This window comes from Enterobacter cloacae complex sp. 302F9 (assembly GCF_050030335.1).
In the GTDB taxonomy this organism is placed as follows: domain Bacteria; phylum Pseudomonadota; class Gammaproteobacteria; order Enterobacterales; family Enterobacteriaceae; genus Enterobacter; species Enterobacter hormaechei_C.
The window spans coordinates 2,817,773-2,842,529 of the sequence record NZ_JBLGUC010000001.1 but is presented as its reverse complement, the minus strand read 5'-3'; the positions used below and the strand labels follow the sequence as shown (position 1 = coordinate 2,842,529).

26 protein-coding genes are annotated in these 24,757 nt (G+C 53.6%); 13 read left to right on the top strand and 13 right to left on the bottom strand.

The window, feature by feature from the left end:
• Window positions 1-4: 4 nt before the first annotated feature.
• From ACQG0T_RS13760 to ACQG0T_RS13735, 6 genes are all read right to left on the bottom strand, one after another.
• Window positions 5-475, bottom strand: coding sequence for a hypothetical protein (locus ACQG0T_RS13760; protein ID WP_045348696.1), 471 nt, complete (start codon window positions 473-475; stop codon window positions 5-7).
• Between the two features lie 165 nt (window positions 476-640).
• Window positions 641-1,357 carry an ABC transporter ATP-binding protein gene (locus ACQG0T_RS13755; RefSeq protein ID WP_017384431.1) on the bottom strand — a complete coding sequence of 239 codons (717 nt, stop codon included), beginning with the start codon at window positions 1,355-1,357 and terminating at the stop codon, window positions 641-643.
• Window positions 1,354-2,229 (bottom strand): ABC transporter ATP-binding protein, encoded by an 876-nt coding sequence (locus ACQG0T_RS13750; RefSeq protein WP_015570244.1) that lies wholly within the window; start codon window positions 2,227-2,229, stop codon window positions 1,354-1,356. The genes ACQG0T_RS13755 and ACQG0T_RS13750 overlap by 4 nt, the downstream gene beginning before the upstream one ends.
• A complete protein-coding gene (gene livM / locus ACQG0T_RS13745) occupies window positions 2,226-3,500 on the bottom strand; it encodes a high-affinity branched-chain amino acid ABC transporter permease LivM (RefSeq protein ID WP_015570245.1) in 1,275 nt (424 codons plus the stop codon). Before livM ends, ACQG0T_RS13750 begins: the two co-directional genes overlap by 4 nt.
• An 11-nt stretch (window positions 3,501-3,511) precedes the next feature.
• Entirely contained in the window at window positions 3,512-4,426 is a 915-nt protein-coding gene (locus ACQG0T_RS13740) for an ABC transporter permease subunit (RefSeq protein ID WP_017693224.1), read from the bottom strand.
• Between the two features lie 68 nt (window positions 4,427-4,494).
• Window positions 4,495-5,616, bottom strand: coding sequence for a branched-chain amino acid ABC transporter substrate-binding protein (locus ACQG0T_RS13735; protein WP_003859669.1), 1,122 nt, complete (start codon window positions 5,614-5,616; stop codon window positions 4,495-4,497).
• Window positions 5,617-6,027: 411 nt separating this feature from the next.
• Between ACQG0T_RS13735 and ACQG0T_RS13730 the strand changes: the two genes are divergently transcribed.
• Window positions 6,028-6,696: a YecA family protein gene (locus ACQG0T_RS13730; RefSeq protein WP_049012706.1), complete on the top strand. Its 669-nt coding sequence runs from the start codon at window positions 6,028-6,030 to the stop codon at window positions 6,694-6,696.
• A 316-nt stretch (window positions 6,697-7,012) separates the two neighbouring features.
• Here the strand turns inward: ACQG0T_RS13730 and tyrP are convergent, their stop codons facing one another.
• Window positions 7,013-8,224: a tyrosine transporter TyrP gene (tyrP, locus tag ACQG0T_RS13725; protein ID WP_271040317.1), complete on the bottom strand. Its 1,212-nt coding sequence runs from the start codon at window positions 8,222-8,224 to the stop codon at window positions 7,013-7,015.
• Between the two features lie 191 nt (window positions 8,225-8,415).
• Here tyrP and ACQG0T_RS13720 point away from each other — a divergent pair, with 191 nt between their 5' ends.
• Window positions 8,416-8,652: a YecH family metal-binding protein gene (locus ACQG0T_RS13720; protein ID WP_003859673.1), complete on the top strand. Its 237-nt coding sequence runs from the start codon at window positions 8,416-8,418 to the stop codon at window positions 8,650-8,652.
• A gap of 36 nt (window positions 8,653-8,688) precedes the next feature.
• Here the strand turns inward: ACQG0T_RS13720 and ftnA are convergent, their stop codons facing one another.
• Together ftnA and yecR are read right to left on the bottom strand one after the other, a co-directional pair.
• Window positions 8,689-9,186, bottom strand: coding sequence for a non-heme ferritin (gene ftnA / locus ACQG0T_RS13715; RefSeq protein WP_003859676.1), 498 nt, complete (start codon window positions 9,184-9,186; stop codon window positions 8,689-8,691).
• Window positions 9,187-9,386: 200 nt separating this feature from the next.
• Window positions 9,387-9,725: a YecR family lipoprotein gene (gene yecR, locus ACQG0T_RS13710; protein ID WP_271040316.1), complete on the bottom strand. Its 339-nt coding sequence runs from the start codon at window positions 9,723-9,725 to the stop codon at window positions 9,387-9,389.
• Window positions 9,726-9,970: 245 nt separating this feature from the next.
• Between yecR and ACQG0T_RS13705 the strand changes: the two genes are divergently transcribed.
• Window positions 9,971-10,609, top strand: coding sequence for an RpiB/LacA/LacB family sugar-phosphate isomerase (locus ACQG0T_RS13705; RefSeq protein ID WP_003859680.1), 639 nt, complete (start codon window positions 9,971-9,973; stop codon window positions 10,607-10,609).
• A 42-nt stretch (window positions 10,610-10,651) separates the two neighbouring features.
• On the opposite strand, the gene ACQG0T_RS13700 is transcribed toward ACQG0T_RS13705, so the two are convergent.
• Entirely contained in the window at window positions 10,652-12,070 is a 1,419-nt protein-coding gene (locus ACQG0T_RS13700) for an MFS transporter (RefSeq protein ID WP_426723797.1), read from the bottom strand.
• Window positions 12,071-12,284: 214 nt separating this feature from the next.
• Between ACQG0T_RS13700 and azuC the strand changes: the two genes are divergently transcribed.
• Both azuC and ACQG0T_RS13690 read left to right on the top strand, forming a co-directional pair.
• Window positions 12,285-12,368, top strand: coding sequence for a stress response protein AzuC (gene azuC, locus ACQG0T_RS13695; RefSeq protein WP_003859682.1), 84 nt, complete (start codon window positions 12,285-12,287; stop codon window positions 12,366-12,368).
• 106 nt (window positions 12,369-12,474) lie between these two features.
• A complete protein-coding gene (locus ACQG0T_RS13690; protein WP_003859683.1) occupies window positions 12,475-12,726 on the top strand; it encodes a DUF2766 family protein in 252 nt (83 codons plus the stop codon).
• Between the two features lie 80 nt (window positions 12,727-12,806).
• Here ACQG0T_RS13690 and ACQG0T_RS13685 read toward each other — a convergent pair whose 3' ends face one another.
• Both ACQG0T_RS13685 and ACQG0T_RS13680 read right to left on the bottom strand, forming a co-directional pair.
• A complete protein-coding gene (locus ACQG0T_RS13685) occupies window positions 12,807-14,150 on the bottom strand; it encodes an anaerobic C4-dicarboxylate transporter (RefSeq protein WP_017693227.1) in 1,344 nt (447 codons plus the stop codon).
• A gap of 575 nt (window positions 14,151-14,725) precedes the next feature.
• On the bottom strand, window positions 14,726-15,229 hold the full coding sequence (locus ACQG0T_RS13680; RefSeq protein WP_017384424.1) for a non-heme ferritin-like protein: 504 nt from the start codon (window positions 15,227-15,229) through the stop codon (window positions 14,726-14,728).
• A gap of 501 nt (window positions 15,230-15,730) precedes the next feature.
• Here ACQG0T_RS13680 and ACQG0T_RS13675 point away from each other — a divergent pair.
• The 6 genes from ACQG0T_RS13675 to otsA all read left to right on the top strand — a co-directional run bounded on the left by ACQG0T_RS13675 (window position 15,731) and on the right by otsA (window position 22,532).
• Window positions 15,731-16,288: a DJ-1/PfpI family protein gene (locus ACQG0T_RS13675; protein ID WP_017384423.1), complete on the top strand. Its 558-nt coding sequence runs from the start codon at window positions 15,731-15,733 to the stop codon at window positions 16,286-16,288.
• 317 nt (window positions 16,289-16,605) lie between these two features.
• Complete coding sequence (araF, locus tag ACQG0T_RS13670) at window positions 16,606-17,595, top strand: arabinose ABC transporter substrate-binding protein AraF (protein WP_047727144.1); 990 nt, start codon at window positions 16,606-16,608, stop codon at window positions 17,593-17,595.
• A gap of 71 nt (window positions 17,596-17,666) precedes the next feature.
• The gene (araG, locus tag ACQG0T_RS13665; RefSeq protein ID WP_023303911.1) at window positions 17,667-19,181 is read left to right on the top strand and encodes an L-arabinose ABC transporter ATP-binding protein AraG; all 1,515 of its coding nucleotides are present in this window, start codon (window positions 17,667-17,669) and stop codon (window positions 19,179-19,181) included.
• A 14-nt stretch (window positions 19,182-19,195) separates the two neighbouring features.
• Window positions 19,196-20,176 (top strand): arabinose ABC transporter permease AraH, encoded by a 981-nt coding sequence (gene araH / locus ACQG0T_RS13660; RefSeq protein WP_003859689.1) that lies wholly within the window; start codon window positions 19,196-19,198, stop codon window positions 20,174-20,176.
• Between the two features lie 153 nt (window positions 20,177-20,329).
• Entirely contained in the window at window positions 20,330-21,133 is an 804-nt protein-coding gene (otsB, locus tag ACQG0T_RS13655) for a trehalose-phosphatase (RefSeq protein WP_023303910.1), read from the top strand.
• On the top strand, window positions 21,108-22,532 hold the full coding sequence (gene otsA, locus ACQG0T_RS13650) for an alpha,alpha-trehalose-phosphate synthase (protein WP_015570257.1): 1,425 nt from the start codon (window positions 21,108-21,110) through the stop codon (window positions 22,530-22,532). The genes otsB and otsA overlap by 26 nt, the downstream gene beginning before the upstream one ends.
• 15 nt (window positions 22,533-22,547) lie before the next feature.
• Here the strand turns inward: otsA and uspC are convergent, their stop codons facing one another.
• Window positions 22,548-22,976, bottom strand: coding sequence for a universal stress protein UspC (uspC, locus tag ACQG0T_RS13645; RefSeq protein ID WP_017384418.1), 429 nt, complete (start codon window positions 22,974-22,976; stop codon window positions 22,548-22,550).
• Between the two features lie 795 nt (window positions 22,977-23,771).
• On the opposite strand from uspC, the gene flhD reads away from it, so the two are divergent.
• Window positions 23,772-24,122 carry a flagellar transcriptional regulator FlhD gene (flhD, locus tag ACQG0T_RS13640; protein ID WP_003859693.1) on the top strand — a complete coding sequence of 117 codons (351 nt, stop codon included), beginning with the start codon at window positions 23,772-23,774 and terminating at the stop codon, window positions 24,120-24,122.
• Between the two features lie 2 nt (window positions 24,123-24,124).
• Window positions 24,125-24,703: a flagellar transcriptional regulator FlhC gene (gene flhC / locus ACQG0T_RS13635; RefSeq protein ID WP_003859695.1), complete on the top strand. Its 579-nt coding sequence runs from the start codon at window positions 24,125-24,127 to the stop codon at window positions 24,701-24,703.
• The last annotated feature ends 54 nt before the right edge of the window (window positions 24,704-24,757 follow it).

Here is a 24,757-nt window from a genome sequence, read left to right as displayed (position 1 = left end):
ACCGTTATGAATAAGATATATTTGCCATCTTTTTATAACGTTCTGGCAAAGCGCTGTTCAGGTTGAGCACCTTATCCAGAATATAAAATGCTGGCGTGTTTTTCTGTTGCTCAGCGTCAATGATTGCCGCACGTAATAGCGTGGCGGCAGACGAAATCTTGTGAAAATAGTCCTTAGACTCGGGCGTCTGTAATTCACCAGAAGTGGCGTAACGCACGTCCGGCCAGCCAGAGAAGTTGAGCAGCGGGAGAGGGTTGCCTGCTTCGGGCTGACAGGATGAAAGCAACGCAGCTGCTTTTTGGGGATCGCGATAGGCAACTGAAAGCATATACGCGCGCTGCGAAAACGGTAACAGGGCGTCAGAATGATTTTTGGTGGAGATAAGCAGGGTCATAAAATTCGCTAAATCGCCATCTGATGGAATTTCAGATGGCGATATAATTTTCATTAACTGAAATAAAGCATCAAGTGTCATGTTTGCCCCGGTTCCTCTCATTATGACTATTCAGTTTGCGCCTGAATGTTTTAATTGGCCCACCGTCAGGGTAGGTCGAGAGGATAATATTGGAAGGCGTGCGTTTTTGAAAAACGATTAATAATCGCAATCACTGTGAGTTTTTCTCACTATAGCCTTTTCGTTTCACACGCCACCCAGATACGCCTTCCTCACCTCCGGATCCTTCAGCAACGCCTCGCCGCTGCCGCTTAACCGAATCTGCCCGTTAACCATCACATAGCCGCGGTCGGACAACTTCAGCGCGTGGTGCGCATTCTGCTCGACCAGAAAAATCGTCATTCCGTTACGGGCCAGTTCGCGCAGCGTCTGGAAAATCTGTTTAACCACGATTGGCGCGAGGCCGAGGCTGGGTTCATCCAGCAGCAGAAGTTTAGGACGGCTCATCAGCGCGCGGGCGATAGCCAGCATCTGCTGTTCACCGCCGGAGAGCGTCATCGCCCGCTGGTTACGTCGCTCCTTGAGGCGGGGGAAGAGGTCGAACATGCTTTGCATATCTTCCGCTGCATGCTGATTGCCGACGGGGATTGTCCCCATCAGCAGGTTCTCTTCTACAGACATATCCGGGAAAATGCGTCGTCCCTCAGGTGCCTGCGCGATGCCGCCGGTGGCAACATAGTGGGTGGATTTGTGGCTGATATCCTCGCCGCAGAAGAGGATCTGCCCGTTGCGGATCCGGGGCTGACCAAAGACAGACATCAGTAATGTTGACTTCCCCGCGCCGTTAGCGCCAATCAGGGCCACGGTTTCCCCTTTGTTAACCTCAAGCGAAACCTGCTTCAACGCCTGGATCACCCCGTAGAAAACATCCACATCCTGAAACTGAAGCATCGGTTCGCTCACAGATTTACCTCGCTTTCGTCGGTGCCCAGATACGCGGCAATCACTTTTTCATTGTGCTGGATCTCAGCTGGTTTACCTCTGGCAATCACATCGCCATGATCGAGCACAATGATGTCATCTGAAATGCCCATCACCATCCCCATATCATGCTCGATCAGCAAAACCGTGATGTCATGGTGGTCGCGCAGGAACCGGATGATCTCACTCAGCTTGTGCGTTTCCACCGGGTTCAGGCCGGCAGCAGGTTCATCGAGACAAATCATCTCCGGGCCGGTACACATGGCGCGGGCGATTTCGAGGCGTCGTTGCTGGCCATAGGACATTTCCCCGGCCAGACGGTTCGCGCAATCCACCAGATCCACCACCTCCAGCCAGTAAAACGCCCGGTCCAGCGCATCGTTCTCTGAGCGACGATACGCAGGGGTGTTCAGCACCCCCGCCAGCAGATTGCGGTTGACGCGCATGTGCTGTGCCACCAGCAGGTTTTCCACAACGGACATCTCGCGGAACAGGCGGATGTTCTGAAACGTGCGCGCAAGACCCGCGCGGTTCACCAGATGCGTGCCGCCAAACATCTTATAGAACAGGCGTTGACCAAGCTGCGCCGGGTTGAGCCAGTCGCCCGGCTGGAATTTCTGGCCGAGCACCTGAATGACATTGGTGGTTTTATTTCGTGCATTGAACAGAATGTTGCCGCCGGAGGCCCGGTAGAAACCGGTCAGGCAGTTAAAGACGGTCGTTTTTCCCGCGCCGTTAGGCCCAATGAGTGCGGTAATGGAGCCGCGCTGCACCTCAAGATTGACGTCGTTTAAGGCCTTGATCCCGCCGAAGTGCATCATCAGATGTTCTACACGTAAAATCGTTGCGTTCATGGCGCCACTCCTTTACGCACGGCAAATCCGCTGCGGTTGATGCGGATCAGACCGCGAGGACGCCAGATCATCATCACCACCATCAGCATGCCAAACAGCAGCACGCGATATTCCGCAAAGCTGCGCAGCAGTTCCGGCGTGACGGTCAGCACAAAGGCGGCCAGTACGACGCCGACGGTGGAGCCCATCCCGCCCAGGACCACAATGGCGAGGATCAGGGCCGATTCAAAAAAGGTGAAAGAGGTCGGGTTAACAAATCCCTGGTAGGTGGCAAAAAACACCCCGGCGATACCTGCCGTCGATGCGCCCAGGGTGAAGGCCGAGAGTTTGACCAGAACGTGATTCAGCCCCATTGAACGGCAGGCAATCTCATCCTCACGGAGCGCTTCCCACGCCCGTCCAATGGGCATTCGGGTCAGCCGGTGTTTAATGTACAGCACCAGCATGACTACCAGGAACAGCACCGCATAGATGAAGATAAACTTCAAGTTGGGGTTATAGGTCAGGCCGAAGAACTCGTGGAAGGGGACGCCGCCTTCTTTGGCGCGTCGGCCAAACTCCAGGCCAAAAAAGGTCGGGGCAGGGGCTGAAACGCCGTTAGGCCCGCCGGTGAAGGTGAGCCAGTTGTTCAGCACCAGGCGGATGATCTCGCCAAACCCGAGCGTGACGATGGCGAGATAATCCCCGTGCATGCGCAGCACCGGAAAGCCGAGCAGGGCGCCCGCGCCCGCGGCCATTAGCGCCGCCAGCGGCAGCATGCTCCAGAACCCAAGCCCCAGATACTGATACCCGAGCGCCAGCCCGTAAGCGCCGATGGCATAGAAGGCGACATAACCCAGATCCAGCAGCCCTGCCAGGCCAACAACAATGTTCAGTCCAAGACCGAGCAGGACGTAGATCAGTCCGAGAATGGCAACCGTCAGAACGTATTTAGTGGCCACAAACGGGAAGCAGATCGCCAGCGTGACAATCAGCGGAATGATCCAGCGCATGCGGCTTTTATACGCCGGCGGCCGGACATACACCCCCGCATTGTCGGATTCAAACCGTGCCTGTAAACGTCTTCCGGCCGCCGTAGCTGAAAAGGCGCTCAGTAAAAAGCGTCCCACCATCACCGTGCCTACAATCCACGCCAGCCGCTGGCCGTCAAAGGTAAAGCTGTAACCATCCAGTATCACGCCCGCAATCGGGCCGAAAATAATCAGGGCGATCATTCCGGAAAAAATCGAGTCCAGAATGCAGCGCTTCAGGGAAAAACCGTCAGAGGTCATCGCGTTGTTCCTTACACTTTAGCCACGACAGGGCGGCCCAGCAGCCCCTGAGGACGAAAGATCAGAATTAAGACCAGCAATCCAAACGAGAACACGTCTTTATAATCCGAGTTCACCATCCCGGAGAATTGCGCTTCTGCGACGCCCAGAATCAGCCCGCCAAGCATCGCACCGGGCAGAGAGCCGATGCCGCCCAGCACCGCCGCCGTAAAGGCCTTGATGCCGATAACAAACCCGACGTAAAAATCAAAGGTGCCGTAATTCATGGTGATTAGCACGCCCGCCAGCCCGGCCATGGCTGCGCCGATAACAAACACCAGCGAAATAATTCTGTCGGTGTTGATACCCAGGATGGAGGCCATCTTACGATCCTGCTGTACCGCACGGCACATGCGTCCTAAGCGGGTACGGTTGATAATCCAGGTCAGCACCAGCATGCCCGCGAACGAGGCGATGAGAATAAAGACTTTGGTATAGGTTATCTGGACAAACCCTTCGCCGAGGTGAAAACGCAGCACGCCATCAAGCATGGTGGGCACGCCCTGCTGGCGCGGGCCCTGGCTGAGCTGGACGTAGTTTTGCAGTATCAACGACATCCCGATGGCCGAAATCAGCGGTGCCAGACGCGTCGAGTTGCGCAGCGGCTTATAGGCGATGCGCTCAATCGTCCAGCCATAAACGCCGGTGATCACGATGGTGAAAACCAGCGTCCCCAGGATCAGCAGCGGAAAGGAGTGGAGTCCAAAAAACGCCAGCAGGGCCAGGCCAATGGCCGAGAGATAGGCGGAGATCATATACACTTCGCCGTGGGCGAAATTGATCATACCGATGATGCCGTACACCATGGTGTAGCCGATGGCGATAAGGCCGTAGACCGAACCCAGCGTTAAGCCATTAATTAATTGTTGCAGGAAGAATGTACTCATGGTCGCGCACCTGAATAAAGGGTTACGCCGACAGTCAGACCTGCCGGCGCTGAGCAGATTCCGTCCCGTTATGGCACTTCTTTATATTTGCCTTTGTCATCCCACTGATAGACCACGTAGTCAGAGACTTTGAGGTCACCTTTGCTGTCCCAGGCTTTTTTACCCATTACCGTGTCGACAGGGTTGGCCTTCAGCCACTCGCTGGCTTTTGCGGAATCCGTCCCTTTCGTGGCCTTGAATGCCGCCGCGATAGCCTGCACAGACGCGTAGGCGTAGAGGGTGTATCCTTCAGGTTCAAATTTACCGGTGCGGAATTTCTCGATGACGGCTTTTCCGTCCGGGATCAGGCGCGGATCTTTACCGAAGGTCATGTAAATACCGTTGGTGTATTGCGCCCCACCGGCGGCGGTGACCATCTCTTCATTGACGATACAGTCTCCCGAGAAGAACTTCGCCTGCACGCCCTGTTCACGCATCTGGCGAACCAGCGGGCCCGCTTCCGGGTGACAGCCTCCGAAGAACACCACGTCCGGTTTTTGTGCGCCAATTTTGGTCACCAGCGCGTTAAAGTCTTTCTCCCCGCGGGATAACCCTTCGTACATCACCTCCTTCACGCCGCGTTTCGCCAGCGCCGCCTTAGTGGCGTCCGCCAGCCCCTGGCCGTAGGTGTCTTTATCGTGGATGATGACCACCCGTTTGGCTTTCAGCTTATCAAGAATGAAATCGCTGGCGACCTGGCCCTGCTGGTCGTCACGTCCGCACATGCGAAATATATCGCTCATGCCACGTTCGGTAATAAGCGGGTTCGTTGAGCCGGGGGTGATGGAGAGGATCCCTGCATCGCTGTAGACCTCGGAGGCGGGCATGGTCGACGAGGAGCAGAAGTGGCCGACGACCGCTTTCACCTTATCCTGATCGACTAAGCGGTTGGCAACGGCGACGGCCTGTTTGGGCTCGCAGGCGTCGTCGCCCTGAACCAGTTTGATTTTCTCACCGTTGATCCCGCCGGCGGCGTTAATGTCTTCCGCCGCCTGCGTAGCGCCATGCCAGTATTGATCGCCGTAGGTTGCGTTCGGGCCTGTGAACGGCCCGGCCACGCCGATGACGATATCAGCCTGCGCGGAAAAGGCCGTCACCAGACAACCGGCCAGCACCAGGGAGAGGGGAGTTTTGGTAAATTTCAGCGACATTATTATGTTCCTTAGCAAAGAGGTTTTTGCACCAGGTATAAACCCGAACGCCTGATGGCATCGTAAATCCAAAAACAAGAGCGAGAACAAAATGCACTTTAGAAGCAATCTCATGCTTAATACGGCGAGGATCCCACGCACCGCGAAGCGCGCAGAACATTAAGCAAAAAGGTTGCCAGAATGGTTAATCCCTTGACCGGGTCACAACACGTTGAGTATAGAGCGCCGTTTTATGCGCCTTTGCGGGATGAGATGAATTTACAGCGGAGATCACATCTCCTTAACAACAAAGCCCATAAGTTGTGCAACGGTCACGATTTGCACGTTTTTGCAGCAATAAAGACCTAAACTTCAGATAGGCACGCGCGGCGATATATGTCAGGATCGTTTTTTTTATCAGGAGTATCAGCAATGGCTGAAGGCCCATTAAATGAAAGCGAGATGGCGTGGCTGGAAGAGACATTAATCTCTTACGGTCACGACGATGCATCCGTGATTGACGTGTCCGAACTGGACGGCATGCTTACCGCAGTACTTTCCGGTCCCGTTGTGGTGGAGCCCGACACCTGGCTGGTGGCGGTCTGGGGTGGTGAGAAATATATTCCGCGCTGGAAAAACGATCGTGAGATGAACCGTTTTATCGATCTCTGCTTTAAGCACATGAACGATATTGCCGAGCGTTTGAGCGAATACCCGGATCAGTTTGAACCGCTGTTTGGCTATAACGACGTTGACGGTCAGAGCTATACCGTGGTGGAAGAGTGGTGCTATGGCTACATGCGCGGCGTGGCGCTGACGGACTGGTCATCCCTGCCGGAAGCGCTGGAAGCGGACCTGGCGGTGATTGCCCTGCACGGGACGGAAGACAACAGCGAGAAGCTGGATGCGCTGACCGAAGAGGAGTACATGGCCAGCATCGAAAGCATTCAGCCTGCGGCGCTGCGTTTGTATAACTACTGGGTGGCTAACCCGCAGCAGCCGGAAGCGAAAAAGCCGATCGTGAACGGGTCGAAGGTGGGGCGTAACGATCCGTGCCCGTGCGGGAGTGGGAAGAAGTTTAAAAGCTGCTGCCTGCATTAAATCATTAATTACTGTAGCCTGAATGGGGCACGGGTGTTGAGTCCCCGCTAAAATCGGCGAACCGGAGACCAGATGACAAGGGCTGGACGCCATGGATGGCGGCCAGAGGCGAATCGAGACAGGATGTCGAGTTGAGCCGACCGCAGGCAGATGGTCGGGAAGTGAGCGCAGTGCGAAGCACCGATTTTCCGCGGGGCCGCGGGGATTGATAAGGGGGCCGCGGCGGCCCCCTTATCCCGTTCACATGCTGTGAAAAAATTATATTCTGTTGATCTTAAGGTGAACGGAACAGTACCTCAGGACCTGTATAAATAAGTTATCCCACTTCCGGCAGCATCCCCGCTGCAATCAAAATCTGCACCAGAATAATCACCACCCCACAACCAAACACCGCGCACAGCATTGGCGTACCGCCCGCTACGCGATACCCCTGCTGCGGATGTTGCTGGCGGCTCTTCCACGCCAGCAGGGAAGGCAGCAGCAGGGCCAGAATCGATAACGCCACGCCAGCATACCCCAGCGCCATCACAAACCCGCGCGGGTAAAAGAGCGCGAAGGTCAGCGGCGGCAGGAAGGTCATCGCCCCCGTCTGTAAGCGTCCCGCAGCGGTATTGCGACGCTGGAACAGATCCGCCATATAGTCAAACAGGCCAAGCGCCACGCCGAGGAAGGACGTTGCCAGCGCCAGGTCTGCAAACAGATGTACCGCCAGCTCTACGTGTGAAGAGGCCACCACGTTACGCAGGGCAACCAGGAATCCATTCAGACCAGAATGCTCTGCCATCAGGCCGATAAAGGTATTGGAATCAATACTGCCCAGCGTCACCAGCTGCCAGAACAGGTAAGCAATCAACGGAATGGCGCTGCCGATAACAAAGACGCGGCGCAGCTTGCGAATATCACCGTTCATATAGCTCACAATGCTCGGCACGCTGCCGTGAAAACCGAAGGAGGTGAAAATAACCGGGATGGCCGAAAGCGCCAGACCTTTCTCCAGCGGGAGGGAGAGCAGGTTAACCTTGTGCACATGCGGTGCCAGCAGCACCAGCATCACAATCAGGAAGAGAATTTTGGCGCTGAACAAAAAACGGTTAAACAGATCGACCAGCGATGTGCCCGCGCAAACTACGCCGCCACCGATCAGCGTAAAGACAATGGCGCCTGTTTCCGGTGAAAGCGACGCACCGAAGCCGTCATTGATACTTGACGCAATCAACTCCCCGGCGCCGCTGATGTAAGCGGCAGTCAGGGCGTACATCAGGAACATCATGCTGAAACCGGTGATCCACTGCCCGTAGCGTCCAAGATAGCGTGCAGCCAGGGAGCCTAAGCCAGTATCGGCAGGGACATGCTGATAAACCTCCAGCAATAATAGCGCGGTGTAACACATCAGGGCCCACAGACCGCCCAGCAGCACTACGGTAACCCCAAACCCGACGCTGGCGGCAGCCAACGGCATGGCCAACATTCCTGCGCCAATTGTCGTTCCGGCGACGATAAAAATACTTCCCAGAGTTCTGTTCTTCACGCTTTCCTCTACAACGCTTCCATACCGCGACTCATTCTGCGGCGCAGAGTAAGGGAAAAGCACCATCTCGTCAAATCATCGTTACATAGGGTGTAATAATTAATTTACAAAAAGAAAAGGGTAACCTGAGCCAGCGCAAAGCGTGCCGTGGAGGGAACGTTTAGTCTGCTTTTTATTTGCGAGAGGTAACCATGTCAATTCACGGACACGACGTGCTGAATATGATGATTGAGTCAGGTGAGCGCTATACGGAGGAGAGTCTGGTTGAGGCGATACATGCCCGCTTTGGCGAAGCGGCGCGTTTCCATACCTGTTCAGCTTCGGAGATGACGGCCGCGGAGCTTGTGGCGTTTCTGGCGGCGCGCGGAAAATTCATTCCGGCAGCAGACGGATTTTCCACTCACGAAAGTAAAATTTGCCGCCATTAAATAATGCGGTGCAGAAAACTCAGCACCGCTTTTCTGTTAATTCTGGGTATCGAGCGTCGACAGCTCTTTATCAATGAAGTACAGACCTTCCCCGGATTTACCTGCCAGAGATAATTTATCCAGCACGGATTTAAACAGCTTCTCTTCTTCGTGCTGTTCAGCCACATACCACTGAAGGAAATTAAAGGTTGGATAATCCTGGCTGGTCATGGCGGCATGAGCCAGTTCATTAATTTTCTGGGTGATCAGCTGTTCATGCTCATAGGTGGCGCGGAACAGTTCATCAAGAGAGCCGTATTCGGCAAAAGGCGATGCCACGTTATCAATGCGCGGCAGGCTGCCGGTGTCCGTCAGGTAATCAAACAGACGCTGCATGTGCGTCATCTCTTCCTGGGCATGACGACGCAGGAAGGCGGCCGCCCCTTCAAAGCTGTGATAGCTGCACCAGGCGCTCATCTGCTGATAAAGCAGGGAAGAAAAAAGCTCAAGATTCATTTGCGCATTGAGCTTGTCGATCATTTCAGTTTTTAACATGGTGCAGCTCCGGTTTATTAATTCTGGTTCACGATGAGCGACACTATAATTTGTTATTTAATTATTTGCAAAAAGTAAAATAAATATTTCTTTATTAAAAATACGAATGGGAATAAAACGCATTGCCGCCATTTATATTTATTAATGAGAATTGTTTTAGTTCTTATTAAATAAACTGCCAGCGTGACTGGCAGTAGCGGTTAATACCACGGATTCTGGCTGGAAGAGGTAACAGCATATCCCTGACATTTATACTGAATGGTCACAATTTCGTTCAGACAGAGTGAACCGCTGATCAGGGTGCAGGTTTTAATTGGCTGCCCGTAGGCTGACGCAGTGGCGTAGCCCATATGTTGACAGGCTTTGGTTGCCGTACCGTTATTAACATACTCATCAGACCAGGCGTTTTGCAGCATGGCCTGGCCATAGTCGAGGCGCACAATTCCGTTTGGGGCATCAGTACTGCTGACTTCTGCCTGACGGTTGATACTGCACCCGGCGAGCAACAGGATCGTTCCGGCTATGATTACACGTTTCATGGTTCACTCTGCGTGACGGGAAATACGCCATTGTAACCAACGCGATGGTACGCAATGGCTGGAATAGCCGGAGGATCTGCCCTCTCACTGTGCAACGAGCCGGGCCACCGCGCGAAATTGTGAGCGCATCTTTGTTTATTAAAACAAGTTTTCACTTAATTTGAAAGTGCGTTTGTTTGATAGTAAGGTTAAGTTGAAAAGGTATCCACAGCGGGATCGCCCGCCATGCATTCAGGAGAGACAAGATGAAAATTGCACTGATGATGGAAAACAGCCAGGCCGCTAAGAATCCCATCATCCTTAATGAGCTGAAAGCCGTTGCTGATGAGAAAGGTTTTCCGGTCTATAACGTCGGTATGAGTGATGAGAACGATCATCATCTCACCTATATTCACCTGGGCATCATGGCGAGCATTCTGCTTAACGCTAAAGCCGTTGATTTTGTTGTTACCGGCTGCGGTACCGGGCAGGGCGCGCTGATGTCCCTGAACATCCATCCGGGTGTGATTTGCGGTTACTGCATCGATCCTGCGGATGCTTTCCTGTTTGCGCAAATCAACAACGGTAACGCGCTTTCTCTGCCGTTTGCGAAGGGCTTCGGCTGGGGGGCAGAACTGAACGTACGCTTTATCTTTGAGAAAGCGTTTACCGGACGCAATGGCGAAGGCTATCCACCAGAGCGTAAAGAGCCGCAGGTGCGTAACGCCGGGATCCTGAACCAGGTGAAAGCGGCGGTGGTGAAAGAAAACTATCTGGATACCCTGCGAGCAATCGATCCTGAGCTGGTTAAAACCGCCGTATCAGGCCAGCGCTTCCAGCAGTGCTTCTTCGAGAACTGCCAGGACAAAGAGATTGAAGCCTTCGTGCGCGGTATTGTTGGCTGATTAACTTTGCCGGGCGGTGCGTTGCCTGCCCGGCAGATAGCGTTACTTTTTCGATGAGACCGCGCTGCCCGCATCTTTAGTCAGACGCAGCGTGTCAACCATTCCCACCAGGCAGATCAGCGCGATTGCCACAAATGCCAGCCGGAAGCTCATTCCCGGCATACCGGCAATCCCCATCGCCTCACTGACTTTTTCCCCGATACGAATACCAATCGCCCCGAGCGTGATCCCAAGCCCCACGGCAAGCTGCGTTGCGGTTGAAAACAGGGTATTGGCATAGCTCATCTGCGCCGATGGCACATTCGCAAAAGCCAACGTACTGATGGCTGTAAACTGAATCGAACGGAAAACGCCGCCCAGATAAAGGATCAGCATGATGAGCCACGCGGGCGTCTGCGGCGTAAGAAACGCGCAGGCCAGCAACGCCAGGACATTCAACGCACCGTTAATCAGCAACAGCCGCTTAAACCCCAGGCTGCGGATCAGCGGCGTCGTCGCCGGTTTAATGGTGAGATTGCCAACGAAAACCGCCAGCACCAGCAGGCCAGAATGGAACGCGTCCATGCCAAAGCCGACCTGGAACGTCAGCGGTAACAGGAACGGAACCGCGCTGATGGAGGCGCGAAACAGCGATCCGCCGTACAGGGTGACGCGAAACGTCGGCACCTGCATCGCATCGAGCCTGATCATCGGCCAGGTTGCCCGCTTAAAGTGACGCAGCGCCAGGCTTAAGGCGACGACACCGACGATAAACAGCGTGGCGGTTAATCCTGTTCGCAGAGGCTCTGCGCCCATCAACTCCATCGCATAAACCAGGCTCACCATGGCAAGGGTGGTGACAACAAAACCCGGTAAATCAAACGGTCGGCGCGTATCTTCATGCAGGTCTGGAATGATGCGCAGTGCCAGCAAAATGGCGATTATCCCCAGCGGCACGTTAATAAAGAAGATCCAGCGCCAGTCGGCATAACTGGTAATGAACCCACCCAGCGGCGGGCCGATGATCGGCGCGACCAGCGCAGGCCACGTCAGGGTGGCGATTGCCGTGATGAGCTGATGTTTTGGCGTGGTGCGCAATACTGCCAGGCGACCCACGGGCACCATCAGCGCGCCACCCATGCCCTGGAGGACGCGCATCGCGACGAACTGATCGAGCGTGGTGGACAGGCCGCACAATACCGAGGCCAGCGTGAAGATCGCCAGCGCGAGGGCAAACACTTTTCGCGCGCCGAAGCGGTCGGCGATCCAGCCGCTGGCGGGGATTAGCACGGCCAGGGTGATCAGATAGGCGCTGATGCCGATATTCAGATCCACCGCCTGTACGCCGAAGCTTTTTGCCATATCCGGCAGCGCGGTGGCAATCACCGTCCCGTCCAGAAACTCCATAAAGAAAGCACCGGCCACCAGCAGCGCCGCAGGCGATAATCCACGGCTCTCTTTGCCGGATACGTTTTCACTCATTCTCTTCCTGCCCGCTCAAAAAATTTTATAAACATTTACTGGAATTTATAAGCCTGTAACGTGCGGATTTATCATGGCTTTTTTTAACAAACCAGCAGCACTGGGGGTTTAATAACCGTGATGCAGGTCACAAAATGGTTGATTTTTGTGATGGTGGTCATATTATAAGCGTATTGACAATAACACCTGCATAACACATTACTGGAGCAACATAATGAAACTGCGCAAAATCCTGAAAAGCATGTGGGCAAACTACTGCACAACGTTTAAAGACGTCCCACCGGGTGCGATGTTCTGATAAAAAAACCTGCTTCGGCAGGTTTTTTTATGTCTGCGGACGACGAGAGGGAGATGGAAGGGCGTCTGTTTTGCTACTATGGCGGCCTTTGAATAAGGAGAACCCCATGTCACAAAACCTGAGCGCCGATCAGGAACTGGTATCTGACGTCGTCGCCTGCCAGCTGGTTATCAAACAAATCCTTGATGTAATTGACGTTATCGCGCCGGTAGAAGTGCGCGAAAAGATGTCGACCCAACTGAAAAACATCGATTTCACCAACCATCCTGCTGCGGCGGACCCGGTTACGCTCCGCGCGATCCAGAAAGCGATTGCGCTGATTGAACTCCGCTTCACACCGCAGGGCGAGTCTCACTAAAATAAACCGATGTTTTAAAATTAGAAACTCTTTTCTGCTTTTACGTCGAAGGGCGACAGAGCCTGTCGCCCGCAGAAGGATCAGAAGAACGTCTGCACCAGCAGATAGCTCACCACGCAGGCACAGCTGACGCCAATCAGCCCCGGCAGAATAAAGCTGTGGTTGATGATGAATTTACCGATGCGGGTGGTGCCGGAGCGATCGAACCCGATACAGGCCAGATCGCTCGGATAGGTGGGCAGCACAAAGTAGCCGTAGGATGCCGGGAAGAAGGCCACCAGCATTTTCGGATCGATGCCCAGCATCAACCCCATCGGGGCGACCGCGGTCAAGGCCGCAGCCTGGCTGTTGACCAGTTTTGATACCAGGAACAGCACGATGGCATACGTCCAGGGATGACTTTTCACCACCCCCTCCAGCGCCATTTTCAGCTCGTCGAGATGCGCCTGAAAAAAGGTATCGCTCATCCACGCCACGCCAAACACCGAGAAAATCGCGACCATCCCCGCCTTAAATACCGCCCCGTTTGAAATGGCCGACGCATTCACCTTGCAGGTCATCAGCATGATGGCCCCGGCGATCAGCATCATCATTTGAATGACAAGGTTCATCGACAGGGCCGTCATTTTCCCTTTGATCTCAAACGCCGGACGCAGCTCGGGCAGCGCACCCAGCAGGACCACTACGGCAATTCCGGCGAAGAAGATCCACGTGGACCAGTAGGCCTGTTTCGGGAAACGTTGATCCATCAACGTCTCCGTTCCTCCATAGATAAACTCCCGCTGTTTCGGATCTTTCAGCTTTTCCTGAAATTCAGGATCGTCTGCGAGGTTTTTCCCGCGACGCAAGCTCCACAGTGCCGCAATGGCGACGCCAGACAGTGAGGCCGGTACGGAGACCGCAAGAATTTCGAGGATCCCCCACGCGTGGCCGATACCGTGCTGCGCACCAAGAATCGAGACCAGCGAAACGACGGCCACGGAAACGGGGGAGGCGGTGATCGCCATCTGAGATGCCACCGAGGCCACCGCCATCGGCCGTTCCGGGCGTATGCCTTTTTTCAGGGCGATATCCGCGATAATGGGAAACATGGTGTAGACGACGTGCCCGGTCCCGCACAGGAAGGTCAACATCCAGGTGGTAAACGGTGCGAGAAGGGTGATGTGCTGGGGATGTTTACGCAGCAGGCGCTCTGCAAACTGCATCATTACATTCAGGCCACCGGCGGTCTGTAGCGTGGCCGCACAGCCGATGACGGCGAGGATCGTGAGCATCACGTCAACCGGCGGTTTACCGGGTTGCAGACCAAAGACAAAACTCAAAACAAACAGGCCGATGCCGCTTATCAGCCCCAGGCCCATCCCGCCGAAGCGGGTGCCTATCAGCAGGCAGAGGATAATGACAATAAACTCAATGGTGATCATGATGCTCCCTCGTTAATGAATGTAATTAAACAAATCATTACACGATGTATGGTTATTCATTGGGAGCAAGATCTGATTTGTTAAATGTCAGCAAAAGCAGGGAGTTGGTACCCACTCCCTGACGGGCTGAGGGATCCCCAGTAATTTGAAAGCAAAAGCGATAACGTTGCCTTCAGAATAACTGAAGGCTTTCAGCGATGCCTCGGTCCGGCTGTAAATCGCTGAGGCGTTTCCTGTAGGCCGGGGCGAGGCGCAGGGATGCGCCGAGAGGGCGGGCTTTACAGGGATGTTACCTCCGCCCGTCCCCGATAAGCCGGAAGGAATAAGCCGAAGGTACCGCGAAGCGGCGGTTTCCGCCGGAAGCCCGGGTCGCCAGGGTGGTGGCGACTGAGCCACCCTGGCACGTTCACCGGTTATGCCGTGACAGAGTAGCAAGGAACATAAAGTGAACGGAATGACCACCAGAGCCGTATGTTCCCCCTCACCCCAGCCCTCTCCCTCAAGGGAGAGGGGGCCGTCTGTGCAGGCATTATTTTGTGGGGAACTCTCAGCCCTGACGGGAGCGGGTGAAGGACTTAGTGGTGTTGCACGGTAGCAATGTCGAGAAGATGGCGGTCCGTCTGCTCCAGACAAATCCCCGCGCGTTTCGCGTTGCGGATTTCATCTGCGAGCGTCTTCAGCAGCATGCCATCCTGCTGCTGCTCTCTGTCCATATCACGTAAAAACTTGAGGGTAATGATGTCCCGTTGCGCTTTGGCTTCATCAGCCAGTTTGCTCAGCTTCGCACAGCGTTGCTCATACTCTTCGAGCGTTTTCTGAAACAGTTCTTCCAGAGAAGTGTAATTATCTTCAATCGTTTCAAGCTCTTTGACGGTAGGGTTTGCCCCGACAGCTTTCAAAAAATTAAAGACGCGCATCATGTGCGTGACGTTACTTTGCGCCTGAGTACGAAAGAAGGTGGCAGTGCCGTTGAGGCTTTTTCTGGAACACCACGCGCTCAAATGCAGATGCAGATTTGAAGCATAAAACTCCAGGTTCATCTGGGCATTCAGTTTTTGCATCATCGTTTGGGTAGTCATTCTCATATCCTTATTGACTGTGGGACTTGATGTCCGCTACTTAACCTGACCCGGCAGGTATTGAATTGAATGGCAGAAATAGATTTCTGCAAGGTAAAAAACTCGAAAATTCACTTCCTGTGTTCGATTAAAATAAGCATACGCTTCTCTTTGACTTAAGAAAACTCTTAATTGGGCTGTGTTTACCATACATTACAAATTTAAATATAGCCCAAAATAGAAAGAGGGTTAAGAGATTGGATTTAATATAACATGTTGATTTTAATGGGTGTGAAATTAATAACGCTCATTTTTATCGTTTCAGGAAACGTTCTTTGGCGGGAAATTCTGTAAAAGTGTTAAATCAGAAATAATATCTGCAAATATATCCTGTCGTATCAAATTTGAGCTAAATCAATTTTCACTCAATATACGGTTCTGTGATCGCGTCGCAAGATTGTGATCTGATAAAGAGTGAAAATGAAACACTGTTTTACATCGTTTAATTCGTTGAGGTTTATGATGGCTAACGTTGCGGTGCTGCTGGCACCCGGTTTTGAAGAAGCAGAAGCGATTATCACGATTGATATTCTGCGGCGTTTACAGATTGAGGTGGAGACGCTGGCCTGTGCGGCGTCCCGTGCGGTAGTGAGTTACCACAATATCCCCATGGTGGCTGACAGTACGTTAACGGAGCGCATTAATACGCTGTATGACGCGGTCGTGTTGCCCGGTGGGCCGCAGGGGAGCGTCAATCTTGCGGCTAACCAAGAGGTGATCCGCTTTGTTTCCGCCCATGACGAGCAGGGCAAACTCATCTGCCCGATCTGCTCTGCGGCCGCGCGGGTGCTGGGCGGTAACGGGCTACTGAAGGGGCGCCGCTACGTCTGTTCCGGCGACCTCTGGCAGAGCGTTGATGATGGAGTATATGTGGATGCGCCGGTCGTGGTAGATAATAACCTCATCAGCGGCAAGGGGCTGGGGCACGCTTTTGACTTTGCGCTGGCGCTCTCTGCTCGTCTGTTGGGTGACGACGCCCCCGTGCGCGATCATGCTGAACACATCTATTACCGCTGGTAATTTTTTCTGCCGGGCGCTAAGGCGTCCGGGTTACAGGGATTTCTTAGCTGACCTTATGGATAATCCTGCTTAACTCCTTTCCATTTGTAGGACAATTACGTCCTTTTTTATGTCATTTTTCGCTGAATTTATGTACGCAATTACTGTAATTCTGCGGTGTGATGTCGCTCTCTTATGGATGATTAATTTCCCGCTAAAACTATCTCCAGCAATAACGCTTATGACGAGGTAAGCGCTAATGCCTTGTTTTAAGTCCGATTAAATAAGTTGTTCGCCATTATTCCCTACAGATAAGAATGCTAAAGCTGGAGTTTACCATGCACAAATTTACTAAAGCGCTGGCGGCCATCGGCCTGGCTGCCGTTATGTCACAATCCGCTATCGCTGAAAATTTAAAGCTCGGTTTTCTGGTTAAACAGCCGGAAGAGCCGTGGTTCCAGACCGAATGGAAATTTGCTGATAAAGCCGGAAAAGATTTGGGATTTGAGGTAATTAAAATCGCCGTACCTGACGGTGAGAAAACGCTGAACGCCATTGATAGCCTGGCGGCCAGCGGCGCGAAAGGTTTCGTTATCTGTACGCCGGATCCAAAACTGGGGTCAGCGATTGCCGCGAAAGCGCGCGGTTACGACATGAAAGTGATTGCGGTGGACGATCAGTTCGTGAACGCCAAAGGTAAACCGATGGATACCGTTCCGCTGGTAATGATGGCGGCCACTAAAATCGGTGAGCGTCAGGGCCAGGAGCTCTACAAAGAGATGCTAAAACGCGGCTGGGATGTCAAAGAGACCGCCGTGATGGCCATTACCGCTGACGAGCTGGACACCGCCCGTCGTCGTACCACCGGGTCCATGGACGCCCTGAAAGCGGCTGGCTTCCCGGAAAAACAGATCTACAAAGTTCCGACCAAATCCAACGATATTCCGGGTGCCTTTGATGCGGCGAACTCCATGCTCGTCCAGCATCCGGAAGTGAAGCACTGGCTGGTGGTGGGGATGAACGACAACACCGTACTGGGCGGCGTGCGTGCAACGGAAGGCCAGGGCTTTAAAGCACCGGACGTGATCGGGATCGGCATCAACGGCGTTGACGCCGTTAGCGAACTGTCTAAAGCGCAGGCGACCGGCTTCTATGGCTCTCTGCTGCCAAGCCCGGATGTCCACGGTTATAAATCCAGCGAAATGCTCTACAACTGGGTGACTAAAGGGGTTGAGCCGCCGAAATTCACCGAAGTGACCGATGTGGTGCTGATCACCCGCGATAACTTCAAAGAGGAGCTGGCGAAAAAAGGACTGGGCGGTAAGTAATACGCTGTGATTGCGCCCCTCACTCACCGTGAGGGGCCAGACGTACACACTACAGGAATCACGGAGTCGTTATGCAACAGTCTGATCCGTATCTCTCTTTCCGCGGCATCGGTAAAACGTTCCCCGGTGTAAACGCGCTGACCGATATCAGCTTCGACTGCTATGCCGGCCAGGTTCACGCCCTGATGGGGGAGAATGGCGCGGGAAAATCCACGCTGCTAAAAATTCTCAGCGGCAACTACACGCCCACCACCGGCACGCTGGCTATTCGCGGCGACGAGGTGGCCTTTGCCGACACCACGGCAGCGTTAAATGCGGGCGTCGCCATCATCTATCAGGAGCTGCATCTCATTCCTGAAATGACCGTGGCGGAGAACATCTATCTGGGCCAGCTTCCGCATAAAAGCGGCGTGGTCAACCGCTCGCTGCTCAACTATGAAGCGGGCTTGCAGCTCAAGCACCTTGGGCTTGATGTCGATCCGCAAACGCCCCTTAAGTATCTCTCCATCGGCCAGTGGCAGATGGTGGAAATTGCCAAAGCGCTGGCGCGTAACGCCAAAATTATCGCTTTTGACGAGCCAACCAGCTCGCTCTCGGCGCGTGAAATAGAAAATCTCTTTCGCGTGATCCGCGAGCTGCGCAAAGAGGGCCGCATCATTCTGTACGTTTCTCACCGTATGGAAGAGATTTTTGCCTTAAGCGATGCCATAACCGTGTTTAAAGATGGCCGCTACGTGCGCACCTTCACCGATATGCAGCAGGTCAATCATGACCAACTGGTGCAGGCGATGGTCGGACGCGATCTCGGGGATATTTACCACTGGAAACCGCGCGAGTATGGCCCTGAGCGTCTGCGTCTGGATAACGTCAAAGCTCCGGGCGTGCGCACGCCCATTTCACTCTCGGTGCGCAGCGGCGAAATCGTCGGGCTGTTTGGCCTTGTGGGGGCAGGGCGCAGCGAGCTGATGAAAGGGCTGTTTGGCGGCACCCGAATAACCCAGGGCCAGGTTTTCGTCGACGGTAAAAAGGTCGATATTCAGAAGCCTGCGCAGGCGATTAACGCGGGGATTATGCTCTGCCCGGAGGATCGAAAGGCCGAGGGCATTATTCCGGTGCACTCGGTGCGCGACAACATCAACATCTCTGCCCGGCGCAAGTTCATCCGTGCGGGATGTCTGATTAACGACGGCTGGGAGGCGAGCAACGCGGATCACCATATCCGTTCGCTGAACATCAAAACCCCCGGGGCTGAACAGCTGATCATGAACCTGTCCGGCGGCAATCAGCAAAAAGCCATTCTGGGGCGCTGGCTGTCGGAAGATATGAAGGTCATTTTGCTGGATGAGCCAACGCGCGGTATCGACGTGGGGGCGAAACACGAAATCTATAACGTCATCTATGAACTGGCAAAACGCGGTGTGGCGGTCCTGTTCGCCTCCAGCGATCTGCCTGAGGTGCTGGGCGTCGCCGACCGCATTGTTGTGATGCGTGAAGGTGAAATTGCCGGTGAATTGCTGCATGAACAGGCGAATGAACAACAGGCGTTGAGTCTCGCCATGCCTAAAGTTAGCCAGGCTGTCGCCTGAGTAAGGAGTCAATGATGTCCTCTGTTACTACATCCGGAGCGCCGAAGTCGGCTTTCAGTTTTGGCCGCATCTGGGACCAGTACGGCATGCTGGTGGTCTTTGCTGCCCTGTTCGTCGCCTGCGCGATTTTTGTGCCGAATTTCGCCACGTTCATCAATATGAAGGGGCTGGGGCTGGCTATCTCCATGTCCGGCATGGTGGCCTGCGGAATGCTATTCTGCCTGGCCTCCGGCGATTTTGACCTGTCGGTTGCCTCGGTGATTGCCTGTGCAGGCGTCACCACTGCCGTGGTGATCAACATGACCGAAAGCCTGTGGATCGGCGTGCTGGCCGGGCTGCTGCTCGGCGTGCTGAGCGGCCTGGTGAACGGGTTTGTCATTGCGCGCCTGAAGATTAACGCCCTGATTACGACGCTGGCGACCATGCAAATCGTGCGCGGTCTGGCCTATATCATCTCCGACGGGAAAGCCGTGGGGATTGAAGACGAGCGCTTCTTCACGCTGGGCTATGCCAACTGGCTGGGTCTGCCTGCGCCAATCTGGCTGACGGTAGGCTGTTTGATCCTGTTCGGTTTCCTGCTTAACCGCACCACGTTTGGCCGTAACACGCTGGCGATTGGCGGCAATGAAGAGGCGGCGCGTCTGGCGGGTGTCCCGGTCGTACGGACCAAGATCATTATCTTCGTGCTTTCCGGGCTGGTATCGGCGGCGGCGGGGATTATTCTGGCGTCGCGTATGACCAGCGGCCAGCCAATGACCTCCATTGGTTATGAGCTGATCGTCATCTCAGCCTGCGTTTTAGGGGGCGTTTCCCTCAAGGGCGGCATCGGAAAAATCTCATATGTGGTGGCGGGGATCCTGATTCTGGGGACCGTGGAGAACGCCATGAACCTGCTTAATATTTCTCCGTTCTCTCAGTACGTCGTACGCGGCCTGATCCTGCTGGCAGCGGTGATCTTCGACCGTTACAAGCAAAAAGCGAAGCGTACCGTCTGATTTATTTTTAGCCATCAATATGCTCAACTATTAACCATAGTTGACCCCCTGACCGGCCCGCCAGTTTTGCTGACGGGCCGGTTGCCAAATGGCGAGCACCGTCACACTGTCTATACTTACATGGCTGTTTTGTTCACTGTAAGGAGGATTAGGGTGGCTGACTTGTTAACCGCACCGCCTGTACTGCCCGGAAAATTTGCTTTCTTTTTTGACCTCGACGGGACGCTCGCCGGGATTGAACCGCATCCGGATGACGTCGTTGTACCGGACACGGTGTTAGAGAATTTGCAGCAGCTCTCCCGACAGAACGAGGGGGCACTGGCATTGATTTCAGGGCGCTCAATGGCCGAGCTGGACGTGCTCGCCAGTCCTTATCACTTTCCGCTGGCCGGTGTGCACGGAGCGGAGCGCCGCGATATCCATGATCAACTGCATATAGTTTCACTCCCCGACACGCTGATTCAGGCGCTGCATACGCAACTCTCTTCGGCTCTGGAAATGCTTCCCGGTACGGAACTGGAAGCCAAAGGCATGGCCTTTGCGCTGCACTACCGTCAGGCGCCCCATCATGAGGCGGCGATCTTTGCGGTGGCAAGAAGCGTGGCGGAAGCCCATCCGGAGCTGGCGTTACAGCCGGGTAAATGTGTGGTCGAGATTAAACCGGCAGGAATTAATAAAGGCGCTGCCATTGCAGCGTTTATGGCGGAAGCGCCGTTCAAAGGGCGTACGCCAGTCTTTTTTGGGGATGACCTGACCGACGAGGCCGGGTTCAGGGTGGTAAACCAGGCCCAGGGCATGTCTGTCAAGGTTGGATCTGGTGAAACCATTGCCGGATGGCGGCTGGAAAATGTCGCCAGCGTCTGGCAGTGGATATCTGACGTCGCTAACCAGCAACAACAACAAATAGCGCAAAACAACGGGAGAAATCATTATGGGTCGCTTAGTCGTCGTCTCTAATCGCATCGCACCGCCGGATGATAAAAAAGCCAGTGCCGGTGGCCTGGCGGTCGGGGTATTAGGTGCCCTCAAAGCCGCGGGTGGTCTCTGGTTTGGCTGGAGCGGGGAAATCAGTAATGATGAGAAACCGCTAAAAAAGGTGTCACGGGGCAATATCACGTGGGCCTCCTTCGCCCTTAGCGAGAAGGACTACGATGAATATTATTCCGAGTTCTCAAACGCCGTGCTGTGGCCAGCGTTTCACTATCGTCTGGATCTGGTGAAATTCCAGCGTGAATCCTATGAAGGCTACATGCGCGTTAACGCGCTGCTGGCAGATAAACTGCTGCCGCTAATCGAAGAAGACGATATTTTATGGATCCACGATTACCATCTGCTGCCCTTCGCCAGGGAGCTGCGTAAACGGGGTGTGAAGAACCGGATCGGCTTCTTCCTGCATATTCCGTTCCCGACCCCGGAGATCTTTACGGCGCTACCGCAGCATGATGAAATTCTTGAAGCATTGTCTGATTACGACCTGCTCGGTTTCCAGACGGAAAATGACAGGCTGGCGTTCCTCGACAGCGTGTCGGGTAAAACCCGGCTGGTCACTCACGGCGGCAAATCTCACACCGCGTGGGGACGAAATTTCCATACCGAAGTCTACCCGATTGGTATTGAGCCAGACGAAATCGCCGAGCAGGCCTCTGGTCCGCTGCCGCCGAAGCTTGCCCAGCTCAAGGACGAACTCAAGCACGTTAAGAATATCTTTTCGGTTGAACGACTGGATTATTCCAAAGGGTTGCCGGAGCGATTCCTCGCTTATGAAACCCTGCTGGATAAATTCCCGCAGCATCACGGCAAGATCCGCTATACCCAGATAGCGCCGACCTCGCGCGGTGAGGTTCAGGCTTACCAGGATATTCGTCACCAGCTGGAGACCGAAGCAGGGCGCATCAACGGGCGCTATGGTCAGCTCGGCTGGACTCCACTTTTCTATCTGAATCAGCACTTTGAGCGCAAAATCCTGATGAAAGTGTTCCGCTATGCGGACGTCGGGCTGGTCACCCCGCTGCGCGACGGGATGAATCTGGTGGCAAAAGAGTATGTAGCAGCACAAGATCCTGCTGACCCGGGCGTGCTGGTGCTGTCCCAATTTGCCGGTGCGGCAAACGAGTTAACCTCGGCGCTGATTGTGAACCCTTACGATCGCGATGACGTGGCAAATGCCCTGAACCGCGCGTTAACCATGCCGCTTGCGGAACGTATTTCACGTCATTCAGAAATGATGGAGACCATCGTTAAGAATGATATCAACCGCTGGCAGGCGCGTTTTATTGACGATTTGCGCGCGATCCAGCCGCAAACTCAGGAAGGTGATCTGCAAAAAAAGATCGCGACCTTCCCTAAACTCGCCTGATTTTCTCCGGGGGCATTAATTGCCCCCGAGAGGCACCAGCAGGACATCCACCTGGCTTGACGAAACGATGGATTTTGCCGAGCATGCCGCCCGGGAAAAAAAGCTCTGGTTATGATTTCCGCAAATGACCAGGTCAACATTCTGTTTCTGACAAATGTCGAGAATATGTCCACTTAACTCGCCGGTGGCAATCACCGTCTGGTGGACAGGATATTTTGCCCGCTCAACCAGCTCGCGCAGAAATTGCTGCGTTTCCTCCTGAAGAACCTCACGAATATCTTCCAGCATTGGCGCTGCCAGTTGATTATACATTTCGGGTTCAGCAGCCAGGGTAATCAGACTTATGCGGGCATTATTCGGGCGGGCAATGGAAACGGCACGGGCGACGAGTTGATGACTTTCGGGGGAAACCGCAACAGAAACAAGAAGATGGGAGTAACTCATCACACACTCCTTTTATGTCAGAATGACACCTTTCTCAAGCTTTACCGCGAATCTGCCGCTTCTGCAAGAGGCACATGCGACAATAGTGTGAAGCTTATCATAATTATTCATTAATTATTCTTATAAGAAGAATAACGAAATGGGGACGCTAAATGAAAGTAATTAACAACTTAACGTAAATCACACATTTAGCCTTCCGTGCTGTTAAATCGCGTTAACCGATCGTCAACGCAAGCGTGATGGTTACCGATGGAAACTTGTTTCTCGAAAAGAAAACTTAAGCTGCTGTTTTTACTTAATTAACTCCGCCTCTTCTCTGGCGTTCGCGCCCGTTGTAACGCGAAAGGGCAGTGCTTCTTCGACGTAGCAATTTTCATACCCGATCCCCTCATCCCTCTGCATGAGTATTCGTTCCATAAGAATATAAATAAGCTTCACTTGCTCAATAAATAGTCAAATTACAAGTCGCGCTGATGGATTTATGGGTTACATTCGCGTAAATTATGTGACGTAGATCACATTTTTTTTAAATTCCAGGGGGGCTGCATTGTATGTGTCAAAACTGACGAGTAGAGTTTGCGTCGAATTAGGAAAAATCTTAGTTATTTGTAAGAAAAGATAAAATGTGTAACCGACATTTTGGCCATGTTAACCGGTCACGCGCTTTACGACGTACAAACCTAAATTCAACTATGCATTTGGCCTTTTCTTTTTATACCGGGTGATTTCCCGGCGACATCACGGGGTGCGGTCTTTCCGCATAAAAATAATAGTTGGTTATTCGGGATGGGAAAAATGCATACATCCGAGTTGCTAAAACATATTTATGACATCAATTTGTCGTATTTATTGCTCGCGCAGCGTTTGATTAGTCAGGACAAACCGTCAGCGATGTTTCGTCTGGGTGTTAACGAAGAGATGGCAACCATGCTGGGTGGATTAACCCTCCCGCAAATGGTCAAGCTGGCTGAAACCAATCAACTTGTCTGCCAGTTCCGTTTTGATAACCCGCAGACCATTACGCGTCTGACTCAGGAATCCCGCGTGGACGATCTGCAACAGATCCACACCGGTATTCTTCTCTCCACCCGCCTGCTCAACGAAATCAGCCAGCCTGATGACGTAGCCCGGAAGAAAAGGGCTTAACAATGAGCGAAAAAAGCATTGTTCAGGAAGCCCGTGATATCCAGCTGGCGATGGAACTCATCACGCTCGGTGCGCGTTTACAAATGCTGGAAAGCGAGACGCAGCTGAGCCGTGGTCGTCTGATCAAGCTGTACAAAGAATTGCGTGGTAGCCCGCCGCCAAAAGGTATGCTGCCGTTTTCGACTGACTGGTTCATGACCTGGGAGCAGAACATCCATGCTTCCATGTTCTGTAACGCCTGGCAGTACCTGCTTAAAACGGGCTTATGCAGCGGCGTTGATGCCGTGATCAAAGCCTACAAACTTTACCTTGAGCAATGCCCGCAGCAGGAAGAGGGACCCCTGCTGGCGCTGACCCGCGCCTGGACGCTGGTGCGTTTTGTTGAAAGCGGAATGCTTGAATTGTCCCGCTGCAACTGCTGTGACGGCAATTTCATTACCCACGCGCACCAGCCTGCGGGCAGCTTCGCCTGTAGTTTGTGCCAGCCTCCATCCCGAGCCGTAAAAAGACGTAAACTTTCCCGGGATGCTGCCGATATTATTCCACAACTGCTGGATGAACAGATCGAACACGCTGTTTAACCCGAACCTGTGGGCAAGATTCCAGCAGCGGTAAGCGATTACCGCTGCTTTTTT